This window comes from Bacillus sp. FSL R7-0646, assembly GCF_037969865.1.
GTDB classification, from domain to species: domain Bacteria; phylum Bacillota; class Bacilli; order Bacillales; family Bacillaceae; genus Bacillus; species Bacillus licheniformis.
The window spans coordinates 1,932,451-1,955,478 of the sequence record NZ_CP150217.1; the positions used below are offsets into that span (position 1 = coordinate 1,932,451).

The window sequence follows — 23,028 nt, forward strand, 5'->3', positions numbered from 1 at the left end:
GGGAAGTGATTTAAAATGAACGATATTGAGATCAGAAGGCCGCGAATTGACGACGTTGAAGAGCTGAATCAGTTTTTCAGAATTGTGGTCGAGGATACCTTCGCTAAAGAGGGAATAGCCGATCTGCTCGATGATAAAGAAAGTGAAATTGAAAGTAAGAGGCAATACTTGAAAGCAGATTTAGACAGCAAGGGGAATAGCCGGCACTTTTTTATCGCTTCAGATCAACGTCTGAATAAAATCATCGGTACTATCGAATATGGCCCTGCAAGCGAATTGATCAGCATTTGTACGGATGGAGCTTTAAAGGATTTATATGAGGTAGGAACGGTATTTGTCCACCCGGATTATCAAAGACGCGGAATCGGGACTTTGCTGTTGAACGTCATGTTTTTGACTTTTTTGAATCAGGGAGTAAATGAATTTTGTTTGGACAGCGGCTATCCCGGTGCCCAGAGAATATGGAAGAAGAAATTCGGCGAGCCTGACTATGTGCTGAAAGATTATTGGGGGAAGGGATACGATCATATGATTTGGAGGAGACGGACGAAGGATATGCCGATTGATACAAGAACATCAGTCATGCCGTAGGTGCTGCCCATAGAGGGATCACGAACAAAACCATCCTTTATATTCCATATATGTGTTAACCATAAAAAGAACTTTTCTTGAATTTATTTTTAAATAAATTGTTAAAGTTAAAAAAGTCCTATAAACTATAATGGAATCTTAATTTTAGGATGTGGGAGATATGTTCAACGAAAGAGAAGCGTTGCGTTTGAGACTTGAACAGCTAGGTGATGCGGAGATCCAGGTGATGCGGGAATTGCGAAAAGAACGAGAGGGCATTTATTCGAAGCTGCGTGAATTGGATCGGGAGAGTGAGCCTGCAATTAACAAAAAATCTTCATTAATCGACTTGGCAAGCGCTGCAGCAGAGGAATTAAAACAATCCCAGCATGCCGCTGACAAACATCCGCCTATCAAGACCCCATCTCATACTATTTTCCAATCAAAAACAACCATACAGCGTGAGGCTGCCATAAACATTTTAAGCCGCTATGAAGAGGGCTTGAAAGGCATTAAGCTCAAAACTGAAATCGAGAAAGAAACCGGCTTTCCGATTAAAAACATGACGACATTTATGAAGAGCTTAATGAAACATCGCCCAGATATTAAAAAGCCTGCCCGCGGCCATTATATTTTGCATAAAGAAAAAGACCTTTGAGGTTTTCGTCATTATTCCAGATTCATATTGTCATAAATCAGAGCGGAATCTTTAAAAATTGAAACCAAACAGCACCTATATCGTATATTTAGCTAAAACTAATGCAAGGGTGTTCTACATGTTGGATAAAAAGAAATACTTCATGATTATGGTACCGGCTTTAATTTTAGGGTTTTTATTTCAATTTTTTGTTCCCTCAGAACAAAGGTACTTGGGGATTGTGTTTATTTTAGCAGGCGGGGTGATTTATTATCTTTGGGTGCATATCGAAAAGGACAAACAGAAAGATTGAGCTCATCCTTTGAGTTGGAATCCACTAAAAAAACGTCTGTTAAGACGTTTTTTTAGTGATATCCATTGTTAGCCAACCTGCTGGGCGGCAACCGACTGAGCCGGTAAACAAATGCTCAAACAGCCGTTTCTCCCAGATTTTATCGATCTTTTAACTTTAAGGCGTAAGCTTTGAACTGTTAAGAGCTTTGATGCTTAAGCTTTAAACGCTGAACGCTGAGCTTTGAGCTTTTATCTCAATATGGGCACAGCGTCTCTTTGGCTGTGCTGATGATATAAAAGGAGGGAGTAACCTTTCCCTCGGAAGGTGTTTAGTTTGATCGGTTTTCGGTTGACTAACAATCGGCCGTCAATCGATGGTGATTTTGGTGAGTGTATTGCTCTCGGACAATGCAAAGTCAACTTCCATTTCAAAGTCCTCGATCTTTTTTGATAAGCAATCGATCTTCTCTTTTAGATTCAGCGGATCGATGATTTTTGCTTCATTTTCTGCGAGGAAAGATTTGACGATTTCCTGGTTTTCAGCCGCTTTTACTTTGCCGTCTTTTCCGAAAAGTGTCTCGAGATGCTTGTCCAGTCTTTCCGTTACTTTTTGATTGACGTTCTCGGCTTCGCCGACTAAATCAGCGTACACTTCCTTCAGTTTATCCAAAAGCTGAATGTCGTAGCTGATAGAGGTTTTTCTTTCGATGGCTTCAGCTACGGTCATCTTGACTCCGGCCACTTCGATTTTGGTCGTCGCGTTGGATACAACAATGGCAGACTTAATGGCATTTCGCCTTTTGATTAAGGCTTCGATTGATTGGTAATCGGCTTTCGCTCTGGATTTCAAGTCTTCGGTTGTCCGAAATCCGTTTGGCAGTTTTTTTCCGATCATCAAGCCTCCGAATGTGGCTTCATTTACGGCCCGCTTGATTCTTTTATCCAACATTTTGAGTTCGCTTAGTGCTCTGGTGATCGTAAGTTCCATTCTATAGCCCCTTTGTGTTTTTTATATTGAAAAGGTAAAATGCCTTTATTTACTCATAAGAGTAATCATTATATCATATTTATTTTCCAAGTGTTATATTTTGAGTATATATTTTCATATTGTATAATAGTCCAAAAAGATTAATAGAAATCTATAGGAGGTCTAACCGTTTGCGATTTCATTGTTACGATGAACATTGCATTTCCCTTGAAGCAGAACAGGGAGATCAGCAAAAAATTTAATATGCTCGACAATGAGGTCTGGTATCAAAATATCGCCAACCGACTGGGAACCTTTCAGTAAGGCGCTTTATCGCGCAATCGGATGCTGAAAGGATCTTAAACGGTCATGAAGAAACCAGTAAGTTCCGGATTGAATGATGACAAGAGCTTTTAGCAAAAGAAAAGCTATGCTGAGTACTTTCCTTAATTCCTATTGTTTGTCTTTGTTCGTTTCACTGCAAAACATACAGCGAGGACGGCTGCGATAAGGGAGGCAGCTCCGCATGCCAGCTTGATCAGCGGTTTCAACAATATCAACTCCATCTGTTTCGGTATATGTGTAAATTATAAAAGGGATTCATATCCAAAGACAGCTTATGATTAAGATTTTAAAGAAATTTTAAGGAAATAAGTCCTGTGCCGACCGGTTGACAATGAAAAGCCGATCATCTAAAATGAATGATAGTCATTCATTTTTAGGGAGGTCTGCATATGTCAAAGCAAACGTCCGGGAAATATGAAAAGATTTTGCAGGCGGCCATTGAAGTCATTTCTGAAAAAGGGCTTGATAAGGCGTCGATTTCAGATATCGTGAAAAAGGCGGGTACTGCGCAAGGCACTTTTTATCTTTATTTCTCATCCAAAAATGCGCTGATTCCAGCGATCGCGGAAAATCTTCTGACACATTCTTTGGACCATATTAAGAGCAAGGTCGACGGAACCATGTCTTTCTGGACCGCCTTGGATATCATGATCGATGAGACGTTCAACATGACGGAACTTCATCAGGATATTATCGTTCTTTGCTACTCAGGTCTTGCCTTTGACCATTCGATGGAAAAATGGGAGGCAATCTATCAGCCTTATTATTCCTGGCTTGAAGGACTTATTGAAAAAGCAGTTGAGAAAAACGAGGTCATTCCGGCCATTAATGTGCGCTGGACGGCCCGAACGATTATCAACTTTGTCGAAAACACAGCGGAACGTTATTACATCGGGGCGGAAAACGACGAAGAGCTCAGTGTGTTCAAAAAAGAAATATTTACTTTTCTGAAGAGAAGCATAGGAACCAAGTAAAAAATGACCGGCTGCAGCTGTTCATTTTTTATCGGACTAAAAAATGACTGACGTTCATTCACAATAGGAAGGGTGTTATCATTGAGTTGGCTCCTCGTAATTGCTGCGGGTTTTTTGGAAGTGGTGTGGGCCTCAGGTCTTAAACATGCGGATTCATTCGTCGATTGGCTGATGATCTTTGTACTGATCGCGGTAAGCTTTATTATGCTGATACGATCTTACAGGAACATTCCGATGGCGTCGGCTTATACCGTATTTGTCGGGATCGGAACGGCCGGCACATATGTGACGGGTATTTTTATGGGCGAGACCTTTTCAGGAGGGCAAATATTCTTTTTGATCGTGCTGTTGGGAGGCATTATTGGCATGAAGATGTTTACAAAAGAGAACAATGCCCAGTCAGGAGGTGATGAATGATGCCATGGATGTTTTTAGTGATTTCCGGAATCGAAGAGGTTATTGCCGCCATCGCTATGAAATATGTAGACGGCACAAGAAAAAAATGGCCGATTATCGTCATGGTGTTGGGGTTTGGCTTGTCTTTTTTCTGCCTTTCAAAAGCAATGCAGATGCTATCAGCCGGTGTTGCATATGCCGTATGGACCGGAATCGGCAGCATCGGCATTACGGCAGTCAGTTTATTTTGGTTTAAGGAGCGTATTCGTGCTCCGCAGCTCATCTCGCTTGGCTTTATTATAATCGGGGTGATCGGCCTGCGCCTTACATCATCTTAAATTTTAATTTGCATTGGAGGTTGCTGATATGATTAATCAGCTTAAATTGCGTCCGCTTGAAAGAGAAGACCTTCCGTTTGTCCACCGTCTTAACAACGATGCGAAAATTATGTCATATTGGTTTGAAGAACCGTACGAGACTTTTGTTGAGCTGCAGGATTTATTTGACAAACACATTCACGACCAAAGCGAGCGGCGCTTTATCATAGAGAAAGAGACTGAGATGATCGGATTGGTAGAGCTGGTCGAAATTGATTATATTCACAGGCGGGCGGAGTTTCAAATCATAATTGATCCCGAGCATCAAGGGAACGGTTATTCGTCAAGCGCAACATATTTGGCAATGAACTACGCATTTTCCGTCTTGAACTTGCACAAATTGTATTTGATCGTCGACGAAGATAATGCAAAAGCGATTCACTTGTATAAAAAGGCAGGGTTCACTATCGAGAGCGAGCTGCAGGATGAATTTTTCGTCGACGGCTATTATCGTAACGCCATTAGAATGTGCATTTTTCAGGATGAGTTTTTATCACTTAAAAAAAGCAAAGAGGAAGGCATGCAGGGATAAATAAAAGAGATGGCGGCGCCATCTCCTGCATGCTTTTTTAATTTTTCACACCTAATTGCTCTTTGGCTTTGGCGGGAATATCGTCTTTGTCAACCTCTTCCCATGACTTCACGCCTTTGTTTTCAGAATAGAAAAGCCTCAAAAACGCGCCTATGCGAAGGTTTTTATCAGCTGTGAATTCCATTGTTTTTTCTTGACCGTCTTCATCAAAACCGGCCAGTTCATATTTGAAGACGGAGTATTCCTCGCCGTCGTCAAATTTCGACGTGTCTTCCTCCCCGTTTCCAGTAATGTGAACATAATATTCGTCCGTCCCCACACGGTTTAAGTTACATCCGCTTAAAAATGCGGCAAATATGATCATCAGGCTGATCCATGGAATATGGTTTTTCACTTTTTCTCCTCATTTATGTTTCTGTCTAAAATGATAAGATTCATTGTCTGATAAAAAAATTGAATAACGTGACATGAACATTACACTTTTGTAAGGGATCGTTTTAGCACACGCAGGCAAATTAAATTTCAATATCCTTTTTATTCAATAAAGTTTATAATATGGAAAAAAGGAGGGGCGCCAATGAAAAAAATCGTATGTTTGATGGTGTTTTCAATCATGACGGCCTTCGGTATTCACATCCAGCCTGCTGAAGCTGCGGTTATAAAAGATGAGAAAAAGATGACCATGACAATGACTGAAGATCATGTGGGATTTTTTATGGCGGACAGCACCAATGTAAATTACTACCCGACATGGCTGTATTACAAGCTTACGATTTTTAACGCGGAAGGCTGCACACTCAACATCAAGCTGCAGAGAATCACGTTAACAGGACATGCGGTCACTTTAAGCGAGAAAGAGTATACGGGAAATCATCTTCATTTAAGTGCTGCAGATAAAGTGAGCGGGTCGCCGCACCGAAATCATTTCTTGGATATCACAAAAGTGTCGGGGTGCGGGGATGTTGGAATCACAGGTTTTTACGGCTTTGAGCACCAAATGCCGGGCTACTAATTGATATAGAAAGCGCGGGAGGGGACTTTTCCAGAGTCCTTTTTTCATATCATCGCAAAAAATGCTAAATATCAGGAGAAAAAACAAACGCTGCTTTTATTGAGAGGCGCCATCCTCTTGCTGCTATGTTCTGCGGCTGGTTATGCTCTTTATCAGCATGTTGCCGGAGGCCGGAATGAACAGGCAGGCGCCGTCCTTCATCAGCAGGCATTACATTTTAAATTATCGACTTTAGAGGGCGGTGACATCGAACTGAAAAAATGACGGGGAAAGGCGGTGCTTGTCAACTTTTGGGGGGCTTTTTGTACACCGTGCAAAGAGGAGATGCCCGTCATGCAAAAAGCTTATGACCGTTTTAAAGGAGACGGTTTTGAAATCATCGCTGTCAATGTGCGTGAATCGAAAGGTGCGGTAAAGAGCTTTGTCGACCGCCATGGCTTAACTTTTCCGGTCGCTTTGGATCAATCGGCTGAAGTTTACCGTTCTTGGGAAATGTATTATTTGCCTGCAAGTATATTCATTAATCGGGAAGGGAGAGCGTAGCGAATGTATGTCGGAGGAATGTCTGAGCGGCAAGTTGATATGTGGGTTGCAGACATTCTTAGCGATTCATAGAAACTCATTCAAAAGGCATAGACAAACACCTATTGTTCTTATCGTTCATAAGGTAGCTCAGGAGAGGAGCGATCTTATGTTTTTTCATATTAAAGAACTACAGTATCACGCAAAGCCTGATAAACCCGATCCATTATTTGCGAAAAAGCTGCAAGAGATACTTGGAGGACAGTTCGGGGAAATATCAGTAGCTCTGCAGTATCTTTTCCAAGGATGGAGTGTCAGGGGCAATGGCAAGTACAAAGATCTGCTGATGGATACAGGAGCTGAAGAGCTTGCCCATATCGAGATGCTGGCGACGATGATCGCAAGGCTTTTGGACGGTGCGCCGGTCGGTGATCTTGAAAAAGCGGCAAAAGATCCTGTGATCGGTGCCATTCTGGGAGGGATGAATCCGCAGCATGCCATCGTATCAGGATTAGGGGCGATGCCGGCCGACAGTGTGGGAAACCGCTGGACCGCCGATTATATTATCGCAAGCGGAAATTTGCTTGCCGACTTTCGGGCAAATTTAAACGCGGAATCACAGGGGCGCCTGCAGGCCGTCCGCCTTTATGAAGAGACGACGGACCGCGGTGTTAAAGATATGCTCTCCTGGCTGATTGCAAGGGATACGATGCATCAAAACCAGTGGCTTGCAGCCATCAAAGAACTGGAAGCGAAAGAAAATGTCGTCGTCCCAAGTACGTTTCCGCGCAATCTGGAAAAAAGGGAAGTCTCCCATGTATTATTTAATTTTTCAAGAGGCAACGAGAGCGCTGCAGGCAGATGGGCGAAGGGACCGAGCATGGATGGAGAAGGCGTTTTTCAGTATGTTGAGCATCCTCAGCCCCTTGCGAAAAAACCGGTGTTAAGACCTGCGCCTCCATATATTCATGATACGCCGCCATCAGTTATTCAACATCACCGGGATGATGTACTGCCTCCGAATCTTTATTGAACCGCTTTATTTTTCCTATGATCATATTTCGGGCTTGCAGCGAATAGCCATATTGAAGAATGGTATTTAAAGGGAGGCGCAAGCTTGAAAACTTATAAGGAAACGGCCGTTTTCGAACATACCTTTTGGCTTCAGGTTTTAGGTGATCATGCGCGTTTTATTTTGGACTCTCTCGCCGAAAGGGAAAAAAACGATATTCAAAAGGCGAAGCAGTTCAAGCAAGCGTTTGATGTTTTGCTGAAAAAAGTGAACGCTTCGCCTGATTTGTATTCATTAACGCTTGAAGCTGAAGAATATGCTCTTCAGTTCAGGAAATTTAAACTCTTCATCATTAAAAGGCACCTGACAGGCGATATTAAAATTCACCTTTCTCCAACTTTTATCAACCATATGGTAAATGAACTGGAGGAATATTTGCTTGTGCTAAAATACTTGAAAAAGCGGGAAGCGCCGCCTGTTTTCCACGAGCTGCACCACCATATGCTGTGGCTGATGGATGCCGCCGGACATGCCGGCGCGATTGCCGATGACTTGGATGCGGTTGAAAAACGATTGAAAGAAAAGAGCCGGGAGTTTGTCAAACACTTTGAACAGTTCTACATTAAATCCGTTGAATTGACGGGATATCTCAGAGCGAATGTTGAATCTTTTCCCGCTCTCAGAAGGATGAACAAAGACGTGAAGCTTGAGATCGAACTGTTCCGTACATTTTTGAAAGAAGTGGAGGAATTGGAGCTTACAGATCAGATGCTCGGTACGTTCTCCGCACTGATGGCAGACCATATGATGAGGGAAGAATGCTATTATTTAATGAAAATCGCCGAATCGACAAATACGCAAGAACCTGCGTGCGACCCTGCAAAACCGAGGCTGCTTGAAAAGTAAAGCCGGCGGTTTTGCTGTTTTTTTGATGAAGCTGCGAATCGATTTGGCACCTGCAAGTTTGCACAGCCTTTTTCATGCGATTATAATTCAGAATATATAGAAAATCTAAAGACTGTTTGGAGGGCTTTTTCGTGCAAGTCAGAAAAATAAAGGATTCAGATGCCAAAAGCTATCTCAAACTCTGTGAAACGATCGATGAAGAATCTGAATTCATGCTGTTTGAACCAGGTGAACGAAAGCTTCACGCGCAACGGCAAATCAAACAGATCGAATCCGGAATGTGCGAAGTTTTTGTTTGTGCGGCTGACGACGGAAGCTTAATCGGATATGTTGCAGCAGCCAAGGGGCAGGTTCAGAGAGCTCGCCACCGCGCCCATGTGGTGATCGGCATACGCCAAGCGTATATCGGACAAGGTATTGGAGTAAAGCTTTTTCAGGCATTGGAAAAATGGGCCTGTGAAGAAAAGATTCACAGACTTGAACTGACTGTTATGACTCATAATACAGCTGCCGTTCGTTTATACAAAAAAACGGGCTTTATCATTGAAGGCACTAAAAAGCATGCTTTGAAAGTAAAAGGGCAATATGTTGATGAATATGTCATGTCCAAATTAATCAACGAACAGCAAAGGGAGGTTTCAAATGAATGACGGGTGCCATCAGGCCATTGCTGCTGTCAGCTATTATAAAACAGAACGGACGATTGATTTTAACCGGCAAACTTATACAAAAAAGCAGAATCAAATGTACTTGTACAACGATAAAATTTTAACAGCAAGCCGCCAGTATCGTTTGGAGCACGTCTATGACGTTTCATACAGACCTTTTTCCGAGGCCGGTTTGCTTTACCTCCATACGAACCAGGGGGTATTTGCTTATGAAGTGAACGTTGACCCCGGGTATTTCATTGAGGCTTTTAAAAAACAGAAAAATCCAATTAAATAAATTGCAATATATATGAAGTTTTTAGCAGTAAATGCTAGAATGAATGTTGGGAATTTTGCAAGGGAAGGAACATACCGGAGCCTGTTAGGGCGATTGACCTTGTTGGCTTACCGGGCTTATGCCACTTGGCGGTGTTTATATGTCACTGCTATGCTTGATGGTAGAACGTCCGCTTAGGCTGCAGGTGTATGTTTGAGCAAAGATTTTAAGCGGCTTTTTCCAATTTTCTTTCACATAACAAGTCCTTGACGTTCCCAGTATATTTAAATACATAGACGGTTTAACTTAATTAGAGAAGTAGAGAGGACAGACAGCTTAATGAAAAAGAAGACACAGAATACGGTTCAAAAGATCGTAGAAGCCGGATATCGTCTGTTCGCCCAAAATGGATATTCGGCAACCTCTGTAGATGAAATTATGAAAGAAGCCGGTTTTTCTAAAGCTACGTTTTATTTGTATTTTAAGTCAAAGGAGATGCTGTTTCTCCATATTATGAATGAGCAGATGGAAGATCGCTTTCAGACCAGCATGAATTGTTTTCGAAAAAAGACGCTGAGGGGATTGCTCGCGGGGATTGAACACTTGATTCAAACATCAAATAAAGAGCATTCGACAGCTTTATTTTTGGAATTTATGGCAAATAGTCATAGATATCCTGAGATTCAAAGAAAGGTAGCCCTTCTGTATGAGCAGTGGAGGGAGTTTTTTGTCGAAATGATTGAGCAGCTGCAGGAAGAAGGCATTGTTCAGAAACAGCTCCATCCGAAGGTGATGGCGTCTACGCTGATTGCCATCTTTAACGGCTACAACCATCAACACCACGCGGATCCGTCGATTAATAAACAGGAACAGCTTCAGTCCATTATTTTCTTGCTGAATCCGAAGCTGCATCTTCAGATAAAAGACAAGCTATGAATACATCATAAGACTTTTGAAACAGCCGGCGCTGCCGACCTTGAGTCGGCGGTTTTTTGCGTCAGATGAATCCACTTCGGTACGCCGCACAACAAAGCAAATCACATGCAACCGTTTAACAGCGAGCGTTTATTTCTTTTAAATAGTTGACACAAGCAAATCGTTATTATACAATTATCTCGAATTCGAGATAATTAAAAAGGATGAATGCCATGGGCAGTCAAGATATGGAGAGATATGAAGAGGAGTTGTCTTTAAAGGCATTTATTGTCTTGTCTCGAGCATTACAATCGATTAAAAAGCGTGTGGAAGAAGACATTAAATGTTTAGGATTAAATCCAACTGAGTTTGCTGTTTTAGAATTAATCTATAATAAAGGCGATCAGCCGATACAAAAAATAGGCGAAAAGGTATTAATCGCAAGCAGCAGTATTACCTATGTTATAGATAAGCTGGAGAAGAAAAGTTTAATAGTAAGAAGGCCTTGTCCTAAAGATCGCCGTATAACATACGCTGCCTTAACGAATGAAGGAACTGCACTGATGAACAATCTTTTTCCTAAACATAAAGCAGCTATGAAAGGCATTTTCGGCGGGCTGGACATTAAAGAAAAAGAAGTTCTAATTGAAAAGTTGAAAAAACTGGGCTTCCATGCCCAAAGCATGTAAATTTTTTTACGACAATATCTCGAATTCGAAATATACGAATTCATAATAAATGTCGATTGCGAGGTAGTAGTAATGACCGAATTTCTAGAGTTAGTAAAAGAAAGACGATCAGCAAGTAATTTTCTTCCTGGATATTCAATTTCTGAACAGGAGCTTAATGAAATATTTGAAATTGTAAAATTGGCTCCCTCTGCTTTTAATTTGCAGCATACAAACTATATTGCGGTGTTGGATAAAGAAAAGAAGAACATGTTGCATGAAGCAGCTAATGGCCAATACAAGATCCTAAGCTCGTCGGCAGTCATCATCGTTTTGGGTGACAAAAAGGCCTTTCATCAAGCAAAAGAAATCTACGAAGGTTTAAAACTGCTCGGAGTACTTAATAAACAAGAATATGATGATATGGTTCACGATACGGTTTCTTTCTATCAATCCAGAGGAGAAGCATTTCAAAGGGATGAAGCCATCAGGAATGGCTCATTATCTTCTATGCTCTTTATGATGGCTGCTAAAGAAAAAGGTTGGGATACTTGTCCCATGATTGGCTTTGATCCTCAAAAGGTAAAAGAGGTATTGAATATAAATGAGCAATATGAGGTCGTCATGATGATCACCCTTGGGAAGGAAAAATTAGAAAGCAGAAAACCGCGGGGATTTAGAAAACCTGTAAATGAATTTGTAACCTATATCTCATAATAAAGCTATGTTTCATGAAAGAGGAGTGAAATGATATGAAAAAGAAAACAAGCGGAATCCATCACATTACCGCGATTGTCGGCCATCCGCAAGAGAATGTCGATTTTTACGCTGGCGTTCTAGGTTTACGTTTAGTGAAAAAAACTGTTAATTTTGATGATCCGGGAACATACCACCTGTATTTCGGTAATGAAGGCGGAAAACCGGGAACGATTATTACATTCTTTCCATGGGTGGGTGCTCGCCGAGGAGTCATTGGAGATGGCCAGGTGGGAGTTACTTCATACGTCGTTCCTAAAGGCGCAATGGCATTTTGGGAAAACAGATTGGCAAAATTTAATTTGCCTTATACAAAAATGAACCGTTTTGGAGAGGAGTACTTAGAGTTCGATGATCCTCATGGACTTCATCTGGAAATTGTCGAAAGAGAAGAAGGGGAAAAGAACAGCTGGAAGATAGGAGAAATTACACCGGACAAAGCAATCAAAGGATTTGGCGGAGCAACACTTTTATCCAAACAACCGGAAAAAACGGCTGAATTATTAGAAAAGGTTATGGGACTTGAAAAAGTTGGTGAAGAAGGAGATTTTGTACGTTTTCGTTCTTCTGGTGATATCGGGAATATAATTGATTTGAAATTAACAACTATAGGCAGCGGACAAATGGGGATTGGTACAGTTCACCATATTGCCTGGAGAGCTATTGATGACAATGATCAATTAGAATGGCAAAAATATGTTGCAGAAAATGGTTATCGTGTTACACCCGTGCAAGACAGAAATTATTTTAACGCGATTTATTTTAGAGAACACGGGGAGATTTTATTTGAAATTGCAACAGATCCTCCAGGGTTCGCCCATGATGAATCACATCAAACAATGGGAGAACAGTTAATGTTGCCGGCTCAGTATGAACACTACAGAGAGCAGTTAGAAAGAAGATTAATTCCTATAACAGTGAAGGCGCTGGATTAATTTTTGCACGGAAGTGATTCAATGCTGTCCATTGATCCGCTTACAAAAACGGAAAGAGAGAACTACAAGTTTTTAATCGGGAGTATCATACCAAGACCCGTGGCGTTTGTTACAAGCCTGTCAGAGGAGGGCGTCTTAAACGGAGCTCCATTTAGTTATTTTAATATTGTATCTTCAAATCCTCCCATGATCTCCCTGTCCATACAACGTTCTGAAGGGAGCCAAAAAGATACAGCGAGAAACATTCTGAAGAGCAAAGAATTTGTGGTCCATATCGTTGATGAACAAAATGTTGAAAAAGTGAATGCAACGGCCGCGAGCCTACCTCCAAGTCAAAGTGAAATTCAGTTAGCGGAGTTAACCCCGGTTGAAAGTGTGAAAGTCTCGGTACCGGGGGTTAAAGAAGCGAAAGTGCGCATGGAATGTGTTCTGGAGTATTCATTAGAGTTGGGAGATAAACACTCTCCCGGCTGCGATTTCATGATAGGTCAAGTCGTTCAATATCATATCGAGAGCGGCATTTATGAAAATGGAAAAATTGATCCGAGAGGCCTCGGAGCCATCAGCCGATTGGCCGGGCATGATTACGCAAAGATTGGTGAAATCTTTACCAGGGAAAGACCGAAGTAATATAACCATCCACGATATCTCGAAGTTGAGATTTATTAAACTGAAATGTTTTAAGCTTATTGTAGCAAGGAATAATAAAGGCAGCGAAACACTTTCAAGGGGGTGGTTTTTAAAAGGTTTAAAAAAAGAAAACAAAAAAGCGGGTGTAAAATATGGGATTTTTAGACAAATTATTTAGAAAATCAAAGGAGATGGATCATATGTCAAATGTGAAATTAGCTGTAGTTTTTTATAGTATGGGCGGAACAAACTATCAATTAGCAAAATGGGCTGCAGAAGGCGCAAAAGAAGCAGGCGCTGACGTCAAAGTATTAAAAGTACAAGAATTGGCTCCGCAATCAGTTATTGAAGGAAATGAAATATGGAAAGCAACTGTTGATGCAACAAAAGACATTCCAGTCGTAACCTCAGAAGATATAGAGTGGGCAGACGCTATTATATTCAGTACACCAACACGTTTTGGCAATATGGCATCCCAAATGAAACAGTTTCTTGATACACAAGGCGGACTTTGGGCAAACGGCAAGACAGTTAATAAAGTTGTAAGTGCAATGTCCTCCGCTCAAAATCCACATGGTGGTCAAGAAGCGACGATCTTGTCCTTATATACTTCAATGATGCACTGGGGAGCTATTATTGCTTCTCCTGGATACACTGATCCTGTCCTATTTGGGGCTGGCGGAAATCCATATGGAACGAGTGTTACAGTCGATCAAGACGGGAAGATGATTGAAGACGTAGAAGCCGCAGTGAAACATCAAGCAAAACGAACGGTGACCGTAGCTGAATGGGTCAAAAAGGGCAATCAGTAATATTTGAAATTTAAAAGAGCCAAATGACTGGCTCTTTTTTTAGTTGGTTCAGTTGAGCCGTTTTTCTTATTTGATGTCTTCATTTGACTGCGAACACGCCATAATTGCGCGGCATAAGGAATAAGATATCCAACATATCCTATAACGATGCCCGTGCAGGAGGAATCCGTCTTTTAAGTTGATGATTTCACAATGATAAAATTTTTTTCTATTAAATTTTAAAAAAATGAAACTTTAAGTTCATATGAACGTAAACATAAGTGAAATGATTTTATTTAGTCATACGATCAATCAACAAATGCAAAAGGGGTGAAACAAAAGTGAAAGTCATGATTGGTTCGATCATATTGCTGCTCATTATAGGGTTTGGCGTATGGCTTATGTTGAGCCCGCTTTTTAAAAAAGTCGGAAGCGGGGCGACCAAAATAAAGAAAACGCTGGAGGACGACAAAGATGAATGAAAAACAACCAAAGAAAAATAAAAACAAAACGCTGCTCGGCGGAATCATTGTCGCTGCCGCTTTAATTATTGGAGGATTCACGGCCTCCCTGTTCATCGAGAAAATCCCGAACGGATATGTCGGCGTCGTTTATTCCCCGAATGGCGGGGTAAAATCGGAAACGCTGGATCAAGGCTGGCATTTAGTCGGGCTGTTTGACAAAGTCACAAGATATCCGGTACGGATGCAGACTGTAAACAATCAGGATATTCAAGTGGCTACTTCCGACGGCAAAAACATCTCAATGGACATTGCCTACAACTATGTCGTTCAGCCTGATAAAGTCGTAGAATTGTTTAATAAATTCGGAGCGGTCGATATTGAATCAATCGAAAACAGCTACTTGAAAACAAGGCTGTGGGACGCTGCGAGAAAGTCGATTTCCAAATATTCCGTCATTGATACATACGGACAAAAATCATCTGATGCCGCTGCAGAAATTCAAAAAACATTTGCAGATGATATGAAGGGGCTCGGCTTTGTCATTGACGATTTAACACTCGGCGTGCCGAAGCCTGATAAAGCGACTCAGGAAGCGATTGACGCGCGCGTGAAGTCTTCGCAGGAACTGGAAAGAACACAGACGGAGCTGAAGATCGCCGAAGCGGAAGCGAAAAAGAAAAAGATCGAAGCCCAAGGTATTGCCGAGTACAACGAAATTATTAAAAAGTCGATGTCGGATGAAATGATCAAGTATCAATGGATCCAAAAATGGGACGGAAAAATGCCTAAAGCGACCGGATCGAATTCCCTGATCCAGATTCCAACCGATGAGAAAGGAAAATAAAACGAAAAAAATCCCTTGCCAAGGGATTTTTTTCGTCTCGGGCGCACGTATATAATGGTGTTAACAATCGTTTCTGAGACAGGGGGTAAGATGTTGTTTGCTCCGGAAGCCATTCTCCGTACGTGGAGAAAATTTGACTCTTTTCCGATGGAAACGCTGACAAAAGCATGGTTTTATCATCAGGCAGGAGATGGGAGACAGCGGGAAGTATCGATGATGAAGGAGCACTATCAAGAGTACGGGATTGCCGGCAATTGTTTTGACCTTTCGATTTGGCTGCTGGATGAGTTCACAAAAGACGGAGTGGAAGCTTTTCCAATCGGCCGTTCGTTCAAAACGGAACGCGCGCATGCCGCAGTCATCGCCCTTGATGAAAGAGGCCGGCGCTTTTTGTGTGATCTGGGAGACCAATGGCTGCATCCGATTCTGATCGATTGCGAATCTGAAGATTATACCAATGAAAAGCTGGGCGGTTTTTTCCCTGCCGCACAAGTTCAAGTCATGCCGACAGCCGGCGGAGTTGAGGTCCTTTACCATCGGCCGAACGGAAAGGTGTCGACTCAAGTCTACAATACAGACCCTGTTGACATGTCCGTTTTTTTAAAGGCGGCTGAATACTCGCAGGCGGCATTGAAGCCTGCGCCTTTACTGGAATGCAGAATTCCGTTTCAGCATGAAATCGCCCATTGGGAATTCAGCGGCTGGGACATATATCTTAGTACGAGCAAAGGATTATACAGAGAAGCGAAGCCGGACACAATCGAAGGATGGACTGAAAAAATCCACGATATCTCAGGATACGATAAAAATGTTCTCAAGAAAGCATTGGAGATTTATCAAACCCGCGCGTGATCTTAAACCTTGAAAAAAACTCATTTTATACATATCATGTGGAAAGAGGAGAGGATAAGATGAGCCATTATGACCAGCAATACAATGCAATCATACAAAAAATTATTGAATCAGGGATCTCCGATGAAGAATATCAGGTTCGGACGAAGTGGGATTCAGACGGAACGCCGGCTCATACGCTGAGCATCATGAGCGAAAAAATGCGGTTTGACAATTCAGAAGTGCCGATTTTGACGACGAAGAAGGTGGCGTGGAAAACGGCCATTAAAGAGCTGCTTTGGATTTGGCAGCTGAAATCCAATGATGTTCAAGTTCTGAATGATATGGGGGTTCATATTTGGGATCAATGGCGTCTTGAAGACGGCACAATCGGAGCAGCGTACGGCTATCAATTAGGGAAGAAAAACAGAACGGTTAACGGCCAGAAAGTCGATCAAGTGGATTATTTGCTTCATCAGTTAAAGCATAACCCTTCTTCACGCAGGCATTTGACCATGCTGTGGAATCCCGATGATTTGGATGGCATGGCTTTGACGCCCTGCGTCTATGAGACGCAATGGTATGTGAAAGAAGGAAAGCTCTCTTTAGAAGTAAGAGCGAGAAGCAACGACATGGCGCTTGGCAACCCGTTCAATGTGTTTCAATATAATGTCTTGCAGCGCATGATCGCGCAAGTCCTCGGTTATGAGCTGGGCGAATACATCTTCAACATCGGTGACTGCCACATCTATACCCGTCACATCGACAATTTAAACATTCAGATGAAACGCGAGCAGTATGAAGCGCCAAAGCTATGGATCAACCCGGATATCAAAAATTTTTATGACTTTACAATCGATGATTTTAAATTAATCGACTATAAGCACGGCGACAAGCTGACATTTGAAGTTGCCGTATGAACAGGCGGATTTCCCGCCTGTTTTTTTGTACAGTGATGAAAAACGGCCTTGGAGGATGATTCAAGAAGATACAGACATATAATACGGCAAGACAGGCACAAGGGCTGTCGATATGGAGCTGTTTGCGGGAATTCATTAAAACACGCGGCTGAAGTTATGTTTTTACCAACGATATCAACGGTTCATGTTCTGATGCAAAAGCGATGACGTGCAGCATCTTAAAAAATAACGTCATAGAAGAATAAACGTTCATTTACACAATCTAAACGTCTTTTTCACAAAGAACCCGAAAAGCAAAAACAATTCTCTCTTAATCTGTTAGTAACACCAGCATATACAAGAGGAGGTTGTTTTTGTCATGATCAAAAAATGGGCGGTTCATCTGCTGTTTTCCGCATTGGTACTGCTTGGGCTTTCGGGAGGCGCCGCATATTCTCCTCAGCATGCCGAAGGTGCTGCAAGGTATGACGACATATTGTATTTTCCGGCATCACGCTATCCCGAAACCGGCGCTCATATCAGCGACGCAATCAAAGCGGGGCATTCAGATGTCTGCACGATTGAAAGATCGGGAGCGGATAAGCGCCGCCAGGAATCACTGAAGGGGATTCCGACTAAGCCGGGCTTTGACCGTGACGAATGGCCGATGGCCATGTGTGAAGAAGGGGGCAAAGGAGCGTCTGTCAGATATGTCAGCTCATCGGATAACCGCGGAGCCGGCTCCTGGGTCGGGAACAGGCTGAGCGGTTTCGCCGACGGGACGAGAATTTTGTTTATCGTTCAATAAAAGGCGAAAAACAAATATCTTTCCTTTGGGAAACATTTTTGTTGACAGGAAAATCGTTGTGGGGGATAATGGTAATGTAAGCATATTATCATTCCCTCTGTTTCAGGTTCGCATCCTTCATTGCCGAATGGATGTGAGCCTGTTTTTTCGTGCAAAAAAACCGCCGACCGGCGGTTTTGCTGATGAGTCCGTGTTTTAATGAACAGTGCGGAAAACGCCGATGACTTTTCCGAGAATCGTCACATTCTGAAGGATGATCGGCTCCATCGTCGGGTTTTCCGGCTGAAGGCGGATATGGGTTTCCTCCTTGAAAAACCGCTTAACAGTCGCTTCGTCGTCTTCGGTCATCGCAACGACGATATCCCCGTTGTTTGCGGTGTTCTGCTGCTTGACAATCACATAATCTTGATCAAGAATTCCGGCATCGATCATGCTTTCTCCCATGATCTCCAGCATGAAGACGTGCTCATCCGGCGGCGCCAGGCGTTCGGGAAGCGGAAAGTATTCCTCGATGTTTTCGACTGCGGTAATCGGTGTACCGGCGGTCACCTTTCCGATGACCGGGACATTGACAACCTGGTTTTTCGGAATATGAATTTCCTCCTCTGTATCGAGAATTTCGATCGCTCTCGGCTTCGTCGGATCCCTTCTGATCAATCCCTTCGTTTCAAGCCTTGCCAAGTGGCCGTGTACCGTTGAACTTGACGCCAGGCCGACCGCTTCTCCGATCTCCCTGACGGAAGGCGGATAGCCTTTGCGCTTCACTTCTTCTTTAATGAAACGCAAAATATCAAGTTGTCTTTTTGATAGCTTCGTCATTTTTTGCACCTCAAAACGTCGATTTTAGCTAGATTATAGCATGTTTTTCCTCTGAGTACAAACATAGGTTCGAAAAAAACGATTGACAGAAACATTTGTTCGTATGTATACTGAAGTCACAAAAACCGAACAAACATTCTGGGGTGATGGATATGAAAAAAGAATCATTGATTTTTGTCAGTCTGTTTACTGCTATGATCAGCTGCTGTATTCTGTTTGTGTCTTTTGCCGGTAAGATCGAAGAAAGAAAGCAATATGTTAAAATAGAAGTGCAAGAAGGCGATACATTGTGGGAGCTGGCCGACCGGATCAAAGGCGGAAAAACCGCTGACAAACACAAATTCATCGAATGGGTCGCCGATAAAAACAATCTGCCGACCTCTGTCATTAAACCGGGAGATGTCTTGATCCTGCCGGTAGCCAAACAGCACTCCGATCAATATCAGCTTGCAGTTGTAGAATAAGAGATTGAGGGGATTTCCATGAATGCGATTATTTACACCAGGGTAAGCACTGCGAAGGAGCAGCAGGAAACCTCATTAAAGCGGCAGGAGGAAGAGCTTAAGTCGCTTGCCGCCGAACACGGGATGAACGTCGTGAGCGTCATTTCCGAACAGGCGAGCGGATATGAAATGGACCGCGACGGCGTCTTCGATCTGCTCGAGGAAATCAAAACATCAGACATCGACGCGGTTTTAATACAGGATGATACGCGGCTTGGAAGAGGGAATGCCAAAATTGCCCTTCTTCACTGTTTATATAAAGAAGGCGTTCAAATCTACACGCTGGCTCACCGCGGAAAGCTCGAGCTTTCCGAAGCGGACTCGATGGTTTTGGAGATTGTCGGCATTGTCGAGGAATACCAGCGGAAAATACATAACCTGAAAATTAAGCGGGGAATGAAGAAGGCGGTCGAAAACGGCTACCGCCCGGAGAGGAACCTAAAACACCGCAATGAAGGCGGCGGGAGAGAGCGAATCGAAGCGCCTCTTTCAGAAATCGTCAGGCTCAGGGAGAACAAGCTGACGTTTGCGGAGATTGCAGCCGTGTTGAGAGGCTTCGGATACAGCATATCAAAAGCAACCGTTCACCGCCGCTACCAGGAGTATAAGGACGGCCTTGCAGACTAATCTGTTGTCAAACGAAAGCGGATTTAGTAGTATGATGGATATATACCGAATCAAAGGAGTATCTTATGATTTCTAAAGAAAAAATAGCCAGAATTAACGAGCTTGCCAAAAAAGCAAAGAGCGGATCTTTAACAGACGAAGAAAAAGCAGAACAGCAGAAGCTTCGCCAGGAATACCTTCAAGGCGTCCGCGCGTCTATGAAAAACACGTTGAAAACTGTGACGATTGTTGACCCTGAAGGTAATGATGTGACTCCTGAAAAGCTCAAACAGGAAAAAAGAAACCGCCGATTGCATTAATTTTAGGGAATACGCCGATATCGTATTCCCTTTTTGTATATACTACAATTTAGAATGAAGGCAAAGATTCGTCATTTTTCGCCCAGCTTTTGAGCTGAAATGGTTGTGAAAACCGATGGGTAGATTTATGATAAGAAAGTAGAGTCCATACAGGAAGGGGATCATAATGAAAACGATTGAATTAAAATCTGTCGCAACAATACGAACACTCTCCATAGACGCGATTGAAAAAGCTAAATCCGGTCACCCCGGCATGCCGATGGGGACTGCTCCGATGGCTTATGCGCTTTGGACAAAAATGATGAATGTCAGCCCTGAAAATCCGAATTGGTTTAACAGGGACCGTTTTGTGCTTTCCGCCGGACACGGATCGATGCTTTTGTACAGCATGCTTCACTTAAGCGGATATGACGTTTCAATTGAAGACCTCAAAAATTTCCGCCAATGGGGAAGCAAAACTCCTGGGCATCCGGAATTCGGACATACTCCGGGTGTAGATGCGACTACAGGTCCGCTTGGCCAAGGAATCGGAATGGCTGTCGGAATGGCGCTTGCTGAACGTCACCTTGCTGAAACTTACAACCGTGACGACTATCGCGTCGTTGACCATTATACATACAGCATTTGCGGTGACGGAGACTTGATGGAGGGAATTTCATCCGAAGCGGCTTCGCTTGCGGGACATTTGAACCTCGGCCGTCTCATCGTGCTTTATGATTCAAATGACATTTCGCTTGACGGCGAACTAAACCGCTCATTCTCTGAAAATGTAAAGCAGCGCTTTGAAGCGATGAATTGGGAAGTGCTTTATGTTGAAGACGGCAACAACATTGCCGAAATTACGGCGGCCATCGAGAAAGCGAAACAAAATGAAAAGCAGCCGACATTAATTGAAGTGAAAACAACGATCGGTTTCGGTTCTCCAAACCGTGCGGGCACATCCGGCGTCCACGGCGCTCCGCTCGGATCAGAAGAGGCGAAATTAACGAAGGAAGCGTATGAGTGGACATACGAAGAAGATTTTTATGTTCCTTCCGAAGTGTACGAGCACTTTAACGAAACAGTGAAGGAAGCGGGTAAGAAAAAAGAGGCGGAATGGAACGAACTGTTCTCCGCATACAAGAAAGCCCACCCGGAACTTGCCGAAGAGCTTGAACTGGCGATCAAAGGCGAGCTTCCTGAAGGATGGGATCAGAAAGTACCTGTATATGAAAAAGGAAGCAGCCTTGCTTCACGTGCATCCTCAGGTGAAGTGTTAAACGGAATCGCTCAACAAGTGCCGTTTTTCTTTGGCGGATCCGCGGACTTGGCCGGTTCCAACAAAACGACAATCAAAAACGGCGGAGATGTTTCAGCGAAGGATTACGCCGGCAGAAATATCTGGTTCGGTGTAAGGGAATTTGCGATGGGAGCAGCTTTGAACGGAATGGCTCTTCACGGAGGCCTCCGCGTATTCGGCGGAACGTTCTTCGTTTTCTCCGATTACTTGAGACCAGCGATTCGTCTTGCTGCATTGATGGGGCTTCCTGTCACCTATGTATTTACACATGACAGCATTGCCGTCGGTGAAGACGGACCGACTCATGAGCCGATTGAACAGCTGGCATCACTTCGTGCGCTGCCGAACTTGTCCGTCATCAGACCTGCCGACGGAAATGAAACAGCAGCTGCCTGGAAGCTCGCGCTTCAATCAAAAGACCAGCCGACTGCGCTTGTGTTGACACGCCAAAACTTGCCGACAATCGATCAGTCTGCTGAAACGGCTTATGAAGGCGTTAAAAAGGGTGCATATGTCGTTTCAAAAAGCCAAAACGAAAAACCGGAAGCGATCTTGCTTGCGAGCGGATCTGAAGTTGGCCTTGCGCTTGATGCACAAAGCGAGCTGCAAAAAGAAGGCATTGACGTATCCGTTGTCAGCGTTCCGTCATGGGATCGATTTGACAAGCAGCCGGCTGAATATAAAAACGCTGTTCTTCCAACTGATGTGACAAAGCGTCTCGCAATTGAAATGGGATCGCCGCTCGGATGGGAGAGATATACAGGCACTGACGGGGACATTCTCGGAATCGACCAGTTCGGTGCATCAGCTCCTGGCGAAACGATCATGAAAGAATACGGTTTTACGCCTGCGAATGTAGTTGACCGGGTGAAAAAACTGTTAAATCGCTAATCGGGCATATGAAAGAGAATGATCTGCGGATCATTCTCTTTTTTTCGTTTCGACAAAATTAGTCGCTTCTTTTATCATCATCAGACAATTATTTCTAACCCCCTTTTGTATAATAGAAAACATATATCTTTCGAAACAGGGGGATGAGACAGGGATGGAACGCCATTATTATACGTATTTGATAGAAGAGGAATTTGCCAGCCATTATTTTGGAAGAGAGTCTGTCATGTTCAAACTGTTTTACGATTATCATTGGACGAGCCCCGATCAAAAGTCTCAATTAGCCGCGAAACAGATCGAGTTTATTACAAAACCGATTCCCGCTGCTCATATACACAAAAGAATGAAAATGAACCTCTGCCGGGAAGACTATACACAGGTTGACTATGTATACAGATTGATTGTTCCAAAAGGAAGCGCTTCTTTTATTATCAAAGACCGTCATATTGAGATATTGGCAAAGGGTCCATTCGATGCCGAAACGGTTTTCTTTGAGGTATTGCGAAAAGTCAGTCCGTGTTTTCTTGCGATGGATTTTAATATGAAACGTTATGGCTGGCTGAACCCTGTGAAAGAAAGAAATTTTGTATAAAAAAAAGAA

At 43.0% G+C, this 23,028-nt stretch carries 33 protein-coding genes; 30 read left to right on the forward strand and 3 right to left on the reverse strand.

The window, feature by feature from the left end:
• Positions 1-15 precede the first annotated feature (15 nt).
• The 3 genes from MKY62_RS09895 (at position 16) to MKY62_RS09905 (ending at position 1,520) form a co-directional block, all read left to right on the forward strand.
• Complete coding sequence (locus tag MKY62_RS09895) at positions 16-591, forward strand: GNAT family N-acetyltransferase (protein ID WP_003182172.1); 576 nt, start codon at positions 16-18, stop codon at positions 589-591.
• A 160-nt stretch (positions 592-751) separates the two neighbouring features.
• Entirely contained in the window at positions 752-1,228 is a 477-nt protein-coding gene (locus MKY62_RS09900) for a hypothetical protein (RefSeq protein ID WP_003182174.1), read from the forward strand.
• Positions 1,229-1,346: 118 nt separating this feature from the next.
• Positions 1,347-1,520 (forward strand): hypothetical protein, encoded by a 174-nt coding sequence (locus MKY62_RS09905; RefSeq protein ID WP_003182176.1) that lies wholly within the window; start codon positions 1,347-1,349, stop codon positions 1,518-1,520.
• Positions 1,521-1,868: 348 nt separating this feature from the next.
• On the opposite strand, the gene MKY62_RS09910 is transcribed toward MKY62_RS09905, so the two are convergent.
• Positions 1,869-2,489, reverse strand: coding sequence for a hypothetical protein (locus MKY62_RS09910; protein WP_016886571.1), 621 nt, complete (start codon positions 2,487-2,489; stop codon positions 1,869-1,871).
• 713 nt (positions 2,490-3,202) lie between these two features.
• Here MKY62_RS09910 and MKY62_RS09915 point away from each other — a divergent pair.
• The 4 genes from MKY62_RS09915 to speG all read left to right on the forward strand — a co-directional run bounded on the left by MKY62_RS09915 (position 3,203) and on the right by speG (position 5,092).
• Positions 3,203-3,787: a TetR family transcriptional regulator gene (locus MKY62_RS09915; protein ID WP_009328246.1), complete on the forward strand. Its 585-nt coding sequence runs from the start codon at positions 3,203-3,205 to the stop codon at positions 3,785-3,787.
• A gap of 81 nt (positions 3,788-3,868) precedes the next feature.
• Positions 3,869-4,204 (forward strand): multidrug efflux SMR transporter, encoded by a 336-nt coding sequence (locus MKY62_RS09920; RefSeq protein ID WP_011198004.1) that lies wholly within the window; start codon positions 3,869-3,871, stop codon positions 4,202-4,204.
• The gene (locus MKY62_RS09925) at positions 4,204-4,521 is read left to right on the forward strand and encodes a multidrug efflux SMR transporter (RefSeq protein WP_011198005.1); all 318 of its coding nucleotides are present in this window, start codon (positions 4,204-4,206) and stop codon (positions 4,519-4,521) included. The genes MKY62_RS09920 and MKY62_RS09925 overlap by 1 nt, the downstream gene beginning before the upstream one ends.
• A gap of 28 nt (positions 4,522-4,549) precedes the next feature.
• Positions 4,550-5,092, forward strand: a complete 543-nt coding sequence (speG, locus tag MKY62_RS09930) for a spermidine N1-acetyltransferase (protein ID WP_003182184.1) — start codon at positions 4,550-4,552, stop codon at positions 5,090-5,092.
• A 37-nt stretch (positions 5,093-5,129) separates the two neighbouring features.
• Here speG and MKY62_RS09935 read toward each other — a convergent pair whose 3' ends face one another.
• Positions 5,130-5,486 (reverse strand): YxeA family protein, encoded by a 357-nt coding sequence (locus MKY62_RS09935; RefSeq protein ID WP_003182186.1) that lies wholly within the window; start codon positions 5,484-5,486, stop codon positions 5,130-5,132.
• A gap of 183 nt (positions 5,487-5,669) precedes the next feature.
• Here MKY62_RS09935 and MKY62_RS09940 point away from each other — a divergent pair, with 183 nt between their 5' ends.
• The 18 genes from MKY62_RS09940 to MKY62_RS10025 all read left to right on the forward strand — a co-directional run bounded on the left by MKY62_RS09940 (position 5,670) and on the right by MKY62_RS10025 (position 18,009).
• A complete protein-coding gene (locus MKY62_RS09940; protein ID WP_003182188.1) occupies positions 5,670-6,104 on the forward strand; it encodes a hypothetical protein in 435 nt (144 codons plus the stop codon).
• A 117-nt stretch (positions 6,105-6,221) separates the two neighbouring features.
• Complete coding sequence (locus MKY62_RS09945; RefSeq protein ID WP_164971865.1) at positions 6,222-6,368, forward strand: hypothetical protein; 147 nt, start codon at positions 6,222-6,224, stop codon at positions 6,366-6,368.
• 12 nt (positions 6,369-6,380) lie between these two features.
• Positions 6,381-6,647 carry a redoxin domain-containing protein gene (locus MKY62_RS09950; protein ID WP_011201661.1) on the forward strand — a complete coding sequence of 89 codons (267 nt, stop codon included), beginning with the start codon at positions 6,381-6,383 and terminating at the stop codon, positions 6,645-6,647.
• A 148-nt stretch (positions 6,648-6,795) separates the two neighbouring features.
• On the forward strand, positions 6,796-7,659 hold the full coding sequence (locus MKY62_RS09955; RefSeq protein ID WP_003182192.1) for a manganese catalase family protein: 864 nt from the start codon (positions 6,796-6,798) through the stop codon (positions 7,657-7,659).
• Between the two features lie 84 nt (positions 7,660-7,743).
• Entirely contained in the window at positions 7,744-8,544 is an 801-nt protein-coding gene (locus MKY62_RS09960) for a DUF2935 domain-containing protein (protein ID WP_009328242.1), read from the forward strand.
• Between the two features lie 131 nt (positions 8,545-8,675).
• Complete coding sequence (locus tag MKY62_RS09965; RefSeq protein WP_003182196.1) at positions 8,676-9,194, forward strand: GNAT family protein; 519 nt, start codon at positions 8,676-8,678, stop codon at positions 9,192-9,194.
• Positions 9,187-9,489 carry a hypothetical protein gene (locus MKY62_RS09970; RefSeq protein ID WP_009328240.1) on the forward strand — a complete coding sequence of 101 codons (303 nt, stop codon included), beginning with the start codon at positions 9,187-9,189 and terminating at the stop codon, positions 9,487-9,489. The genes MKY62_RS09965 and MKY62_RS09970 overlap by 8 nt, the downstream gene beginning before the upstream one ends.
• A gap of 318 nt (positions 9,490-9,807) precedes the next feature.
• Positions 9,808-10,404 (forward strand): TetR/AcrR family transcriptional regulator, encoded by a 597-nt coding sequence (locus MKY62_RS09975; RefSeq protein WP_009328239.1) that lies wholly within the window; start codon positions 9,808-9,810, stop codon positions 10,402-10,404.
• A 212-nt stretch (positions 10,405-10,616) separates the two neighbouring features.
• Positions 10,617-11,072, forward strand: coding sequence for a MarR family transcriptional regulator (locus MKY62_RS09980; RefSeq protein ID WP_003182202.1), 456 nt, complete (start codon positions 10,617-10,619; stop codon positions 11,070-11,072).
• Positions 11,073-11,144: 72 nt separating this feature from the next.
• Complete coding sequence (locus tag MKY62_RS09985) at positions 11,145-11,768, forward strand: nitroreductase family protein (RefSeq protein ID WP_003182204.1); 624 nt, start codon at positions 11,145-11,147, stop codon at positions 11,766-11,768.
• A 35-nt stretch (positions 11,769-11,803) separates the two neighbouring features.
• On the forward strand, positions 11,804-12,742 hold the full coding sequence (locus tag MKY62_RS09990) for a ring-cleaving dioxygenase (protein ID WP_003182207.1): 939 nt from the start codon (positions 11,804-11,806) through the stop codon (positions 12,740-12,742).
• Between the two features lie 21 nt (positions 12,743-12,763).
• Entirely contained in the window at positions 12,764-13,372 is a 609-nt protein-coding gene (locus tag MKY62_RS09995) for a flavin reductase family protein (protein ID WP_009328237.1), read from the forward strand.
• A gap of 200 nt (positions 13,373-13,572) precedes the next feature.
• Complete coding sequence (gene wrbA / locus MKY62_RS10000) at positions 13,573-14,184, forward strand: NAD(P)H:quinone oxidoreductase (RefSeq protein ID WP_003182210.1); 612 nt, start codon at positions 13,573-13,575, stop codon at positions 14,182-14,184.
• A gap of 320 nt (positions 14,185-14,504) precedes the next feature.
• Positions 14,505-14,645: a hypothetical protein gene (locus tag MKY62_RS10005; RefSeq protein ID WP_003182211.1), complete on the forward strand. Its 141-nt coding sequence runs from the start codon at positions 14,505-14,507 to the stop codon at positions 14,643-14,645.
• Complete coding sequence (locus tag MKY62_RS10010; protein WP_003182213.1) at positions 14,638-15,471, forward strand: prohibitin family protein; 834 nt, start codon at positions 14,638-14,640, stop codon at positions 15,469-15,471. The genes MKY62_RS10005 and MKY62_RS10010 overlap by 8 nt, the downstream gene beginning before the upstream one ends.
• Positions 15,472-15,561: 90 nt before the next feature.
• Positions 15,562-16,323, forward strand: a complete 762-nt coding sequence (locus MKY62_RS10015) for a hypothetical protein (RefSeq protein ID WP_003182215.1) — start codon at positions 15,562-15,564, stop codon at positions 16,321-16,323.
• 59 nt (positions 16,324-16,382) lie between these two features.
• The gene (locus MKY62_RS10020; RefSeq protein WP_003182218.1) at positions 16,383-17,222 is read left to right on the forward strand and encodes a thymidylate synthase; all 840 of its coding nucleotides are present in this window, start codon (positions 16,383-16,385) and stop codon (positions 17,220-17,222) included.
• 358 nt (positions 17,223-17,580) lie between these two features.
• Entirely contained in the window at positions 17,581-18,009 is a 429-nt protein-coding gene (locus MKY62_RS10025) for a NucA/NucB deoxyribonuclease domain-containing protein (RefSeq protein WP_003182220.1), read from the forward strand.
• Positions 18,010-18,204: 195 nt separating this feature from the next.
• Here MKY62_RS10025 and lexA read toward each other — a convergent pair whose 3' ends face one another.
• Positions 18,205-18,828: a transcriptional repressor LexA gene (lexA, locus tag MKY62_RS10030; RefSeq protein ID WP_003182222.1), complete on the reverse strand. Its 624-nt coding sequence runs from the start codon at positions 18,826-18,828 to the stop codon at positions 18,205-18,207.
• A 152-nt stretch (positions 18,829-18,980) separates the two neighbouring features.
• On the opposite strand from lexA, the gene yneA reads away from it, so the two are divergent.
• The 5 genes from yneA (at position 18,981) to sirA (ending at position 23,019) form a co-directional block, all read left to right on the forward strand.
• Positions 18,981-19,292, forward strand: a complete 312-nt coding sequence (gene yneA / locus MKY62_RS10035; RefSeq protein WP_339614103.1) for a cell division suppressor protein YneA — start codon at positions 18,981-18,983, stop codon at positions 19,290-19,292.
• 18 nt (positions 19,293-19,310) lie between these two features.
• Complete coding sequence (locus MKY62_RS10040) at positions 19,311-19,958, forward strand: recombinase family protein (RefSeq protein WP_003182227.1); 648 nt, start codon at positions 19,311-19,313, stop codon at positions 19,956-19,958.
• Between the two features lie 65 nt (positions 19,959-20,023).
• Entirely contained in the window at positions 20,024-20,257 is a 234-nt protein-coding gene (locus tag MKY62_RS10045) for a DUF896 domain-containing protein (protein ID WP_003182231.1), read from the forward strand.
• 166 nt (positions 20,258-20,423) lie between these two features.
• Complete coding sequence (gene tkt / locus MKY62_RS10050; protein ID WP_009328229.1) at positions 20,424-22,427, forward strand: transketolase; 2,004 nt, start codon at positions 20,424-20,426, stop codon at positions 22,425-22,427.
• 154 nt (positions 22,428-22,581) lie between these two features.
• Positions 22,582-23,019 carry a sporulation inhibitor of replication protein SirA gene (gene sirA, locus MKY62_RS10055; protein ID WP_003182234.1) on the forward strand — a complete coding sequence of 146 codons (438 nt, stop codon included), beginning with the start codon at positions 22,582-22,584 and terminating at the stop codon, positions 23,017-23,019.
• The last annotated feature ends 9 nt before the right edge of the window (positions 23,020-23,028 follow it).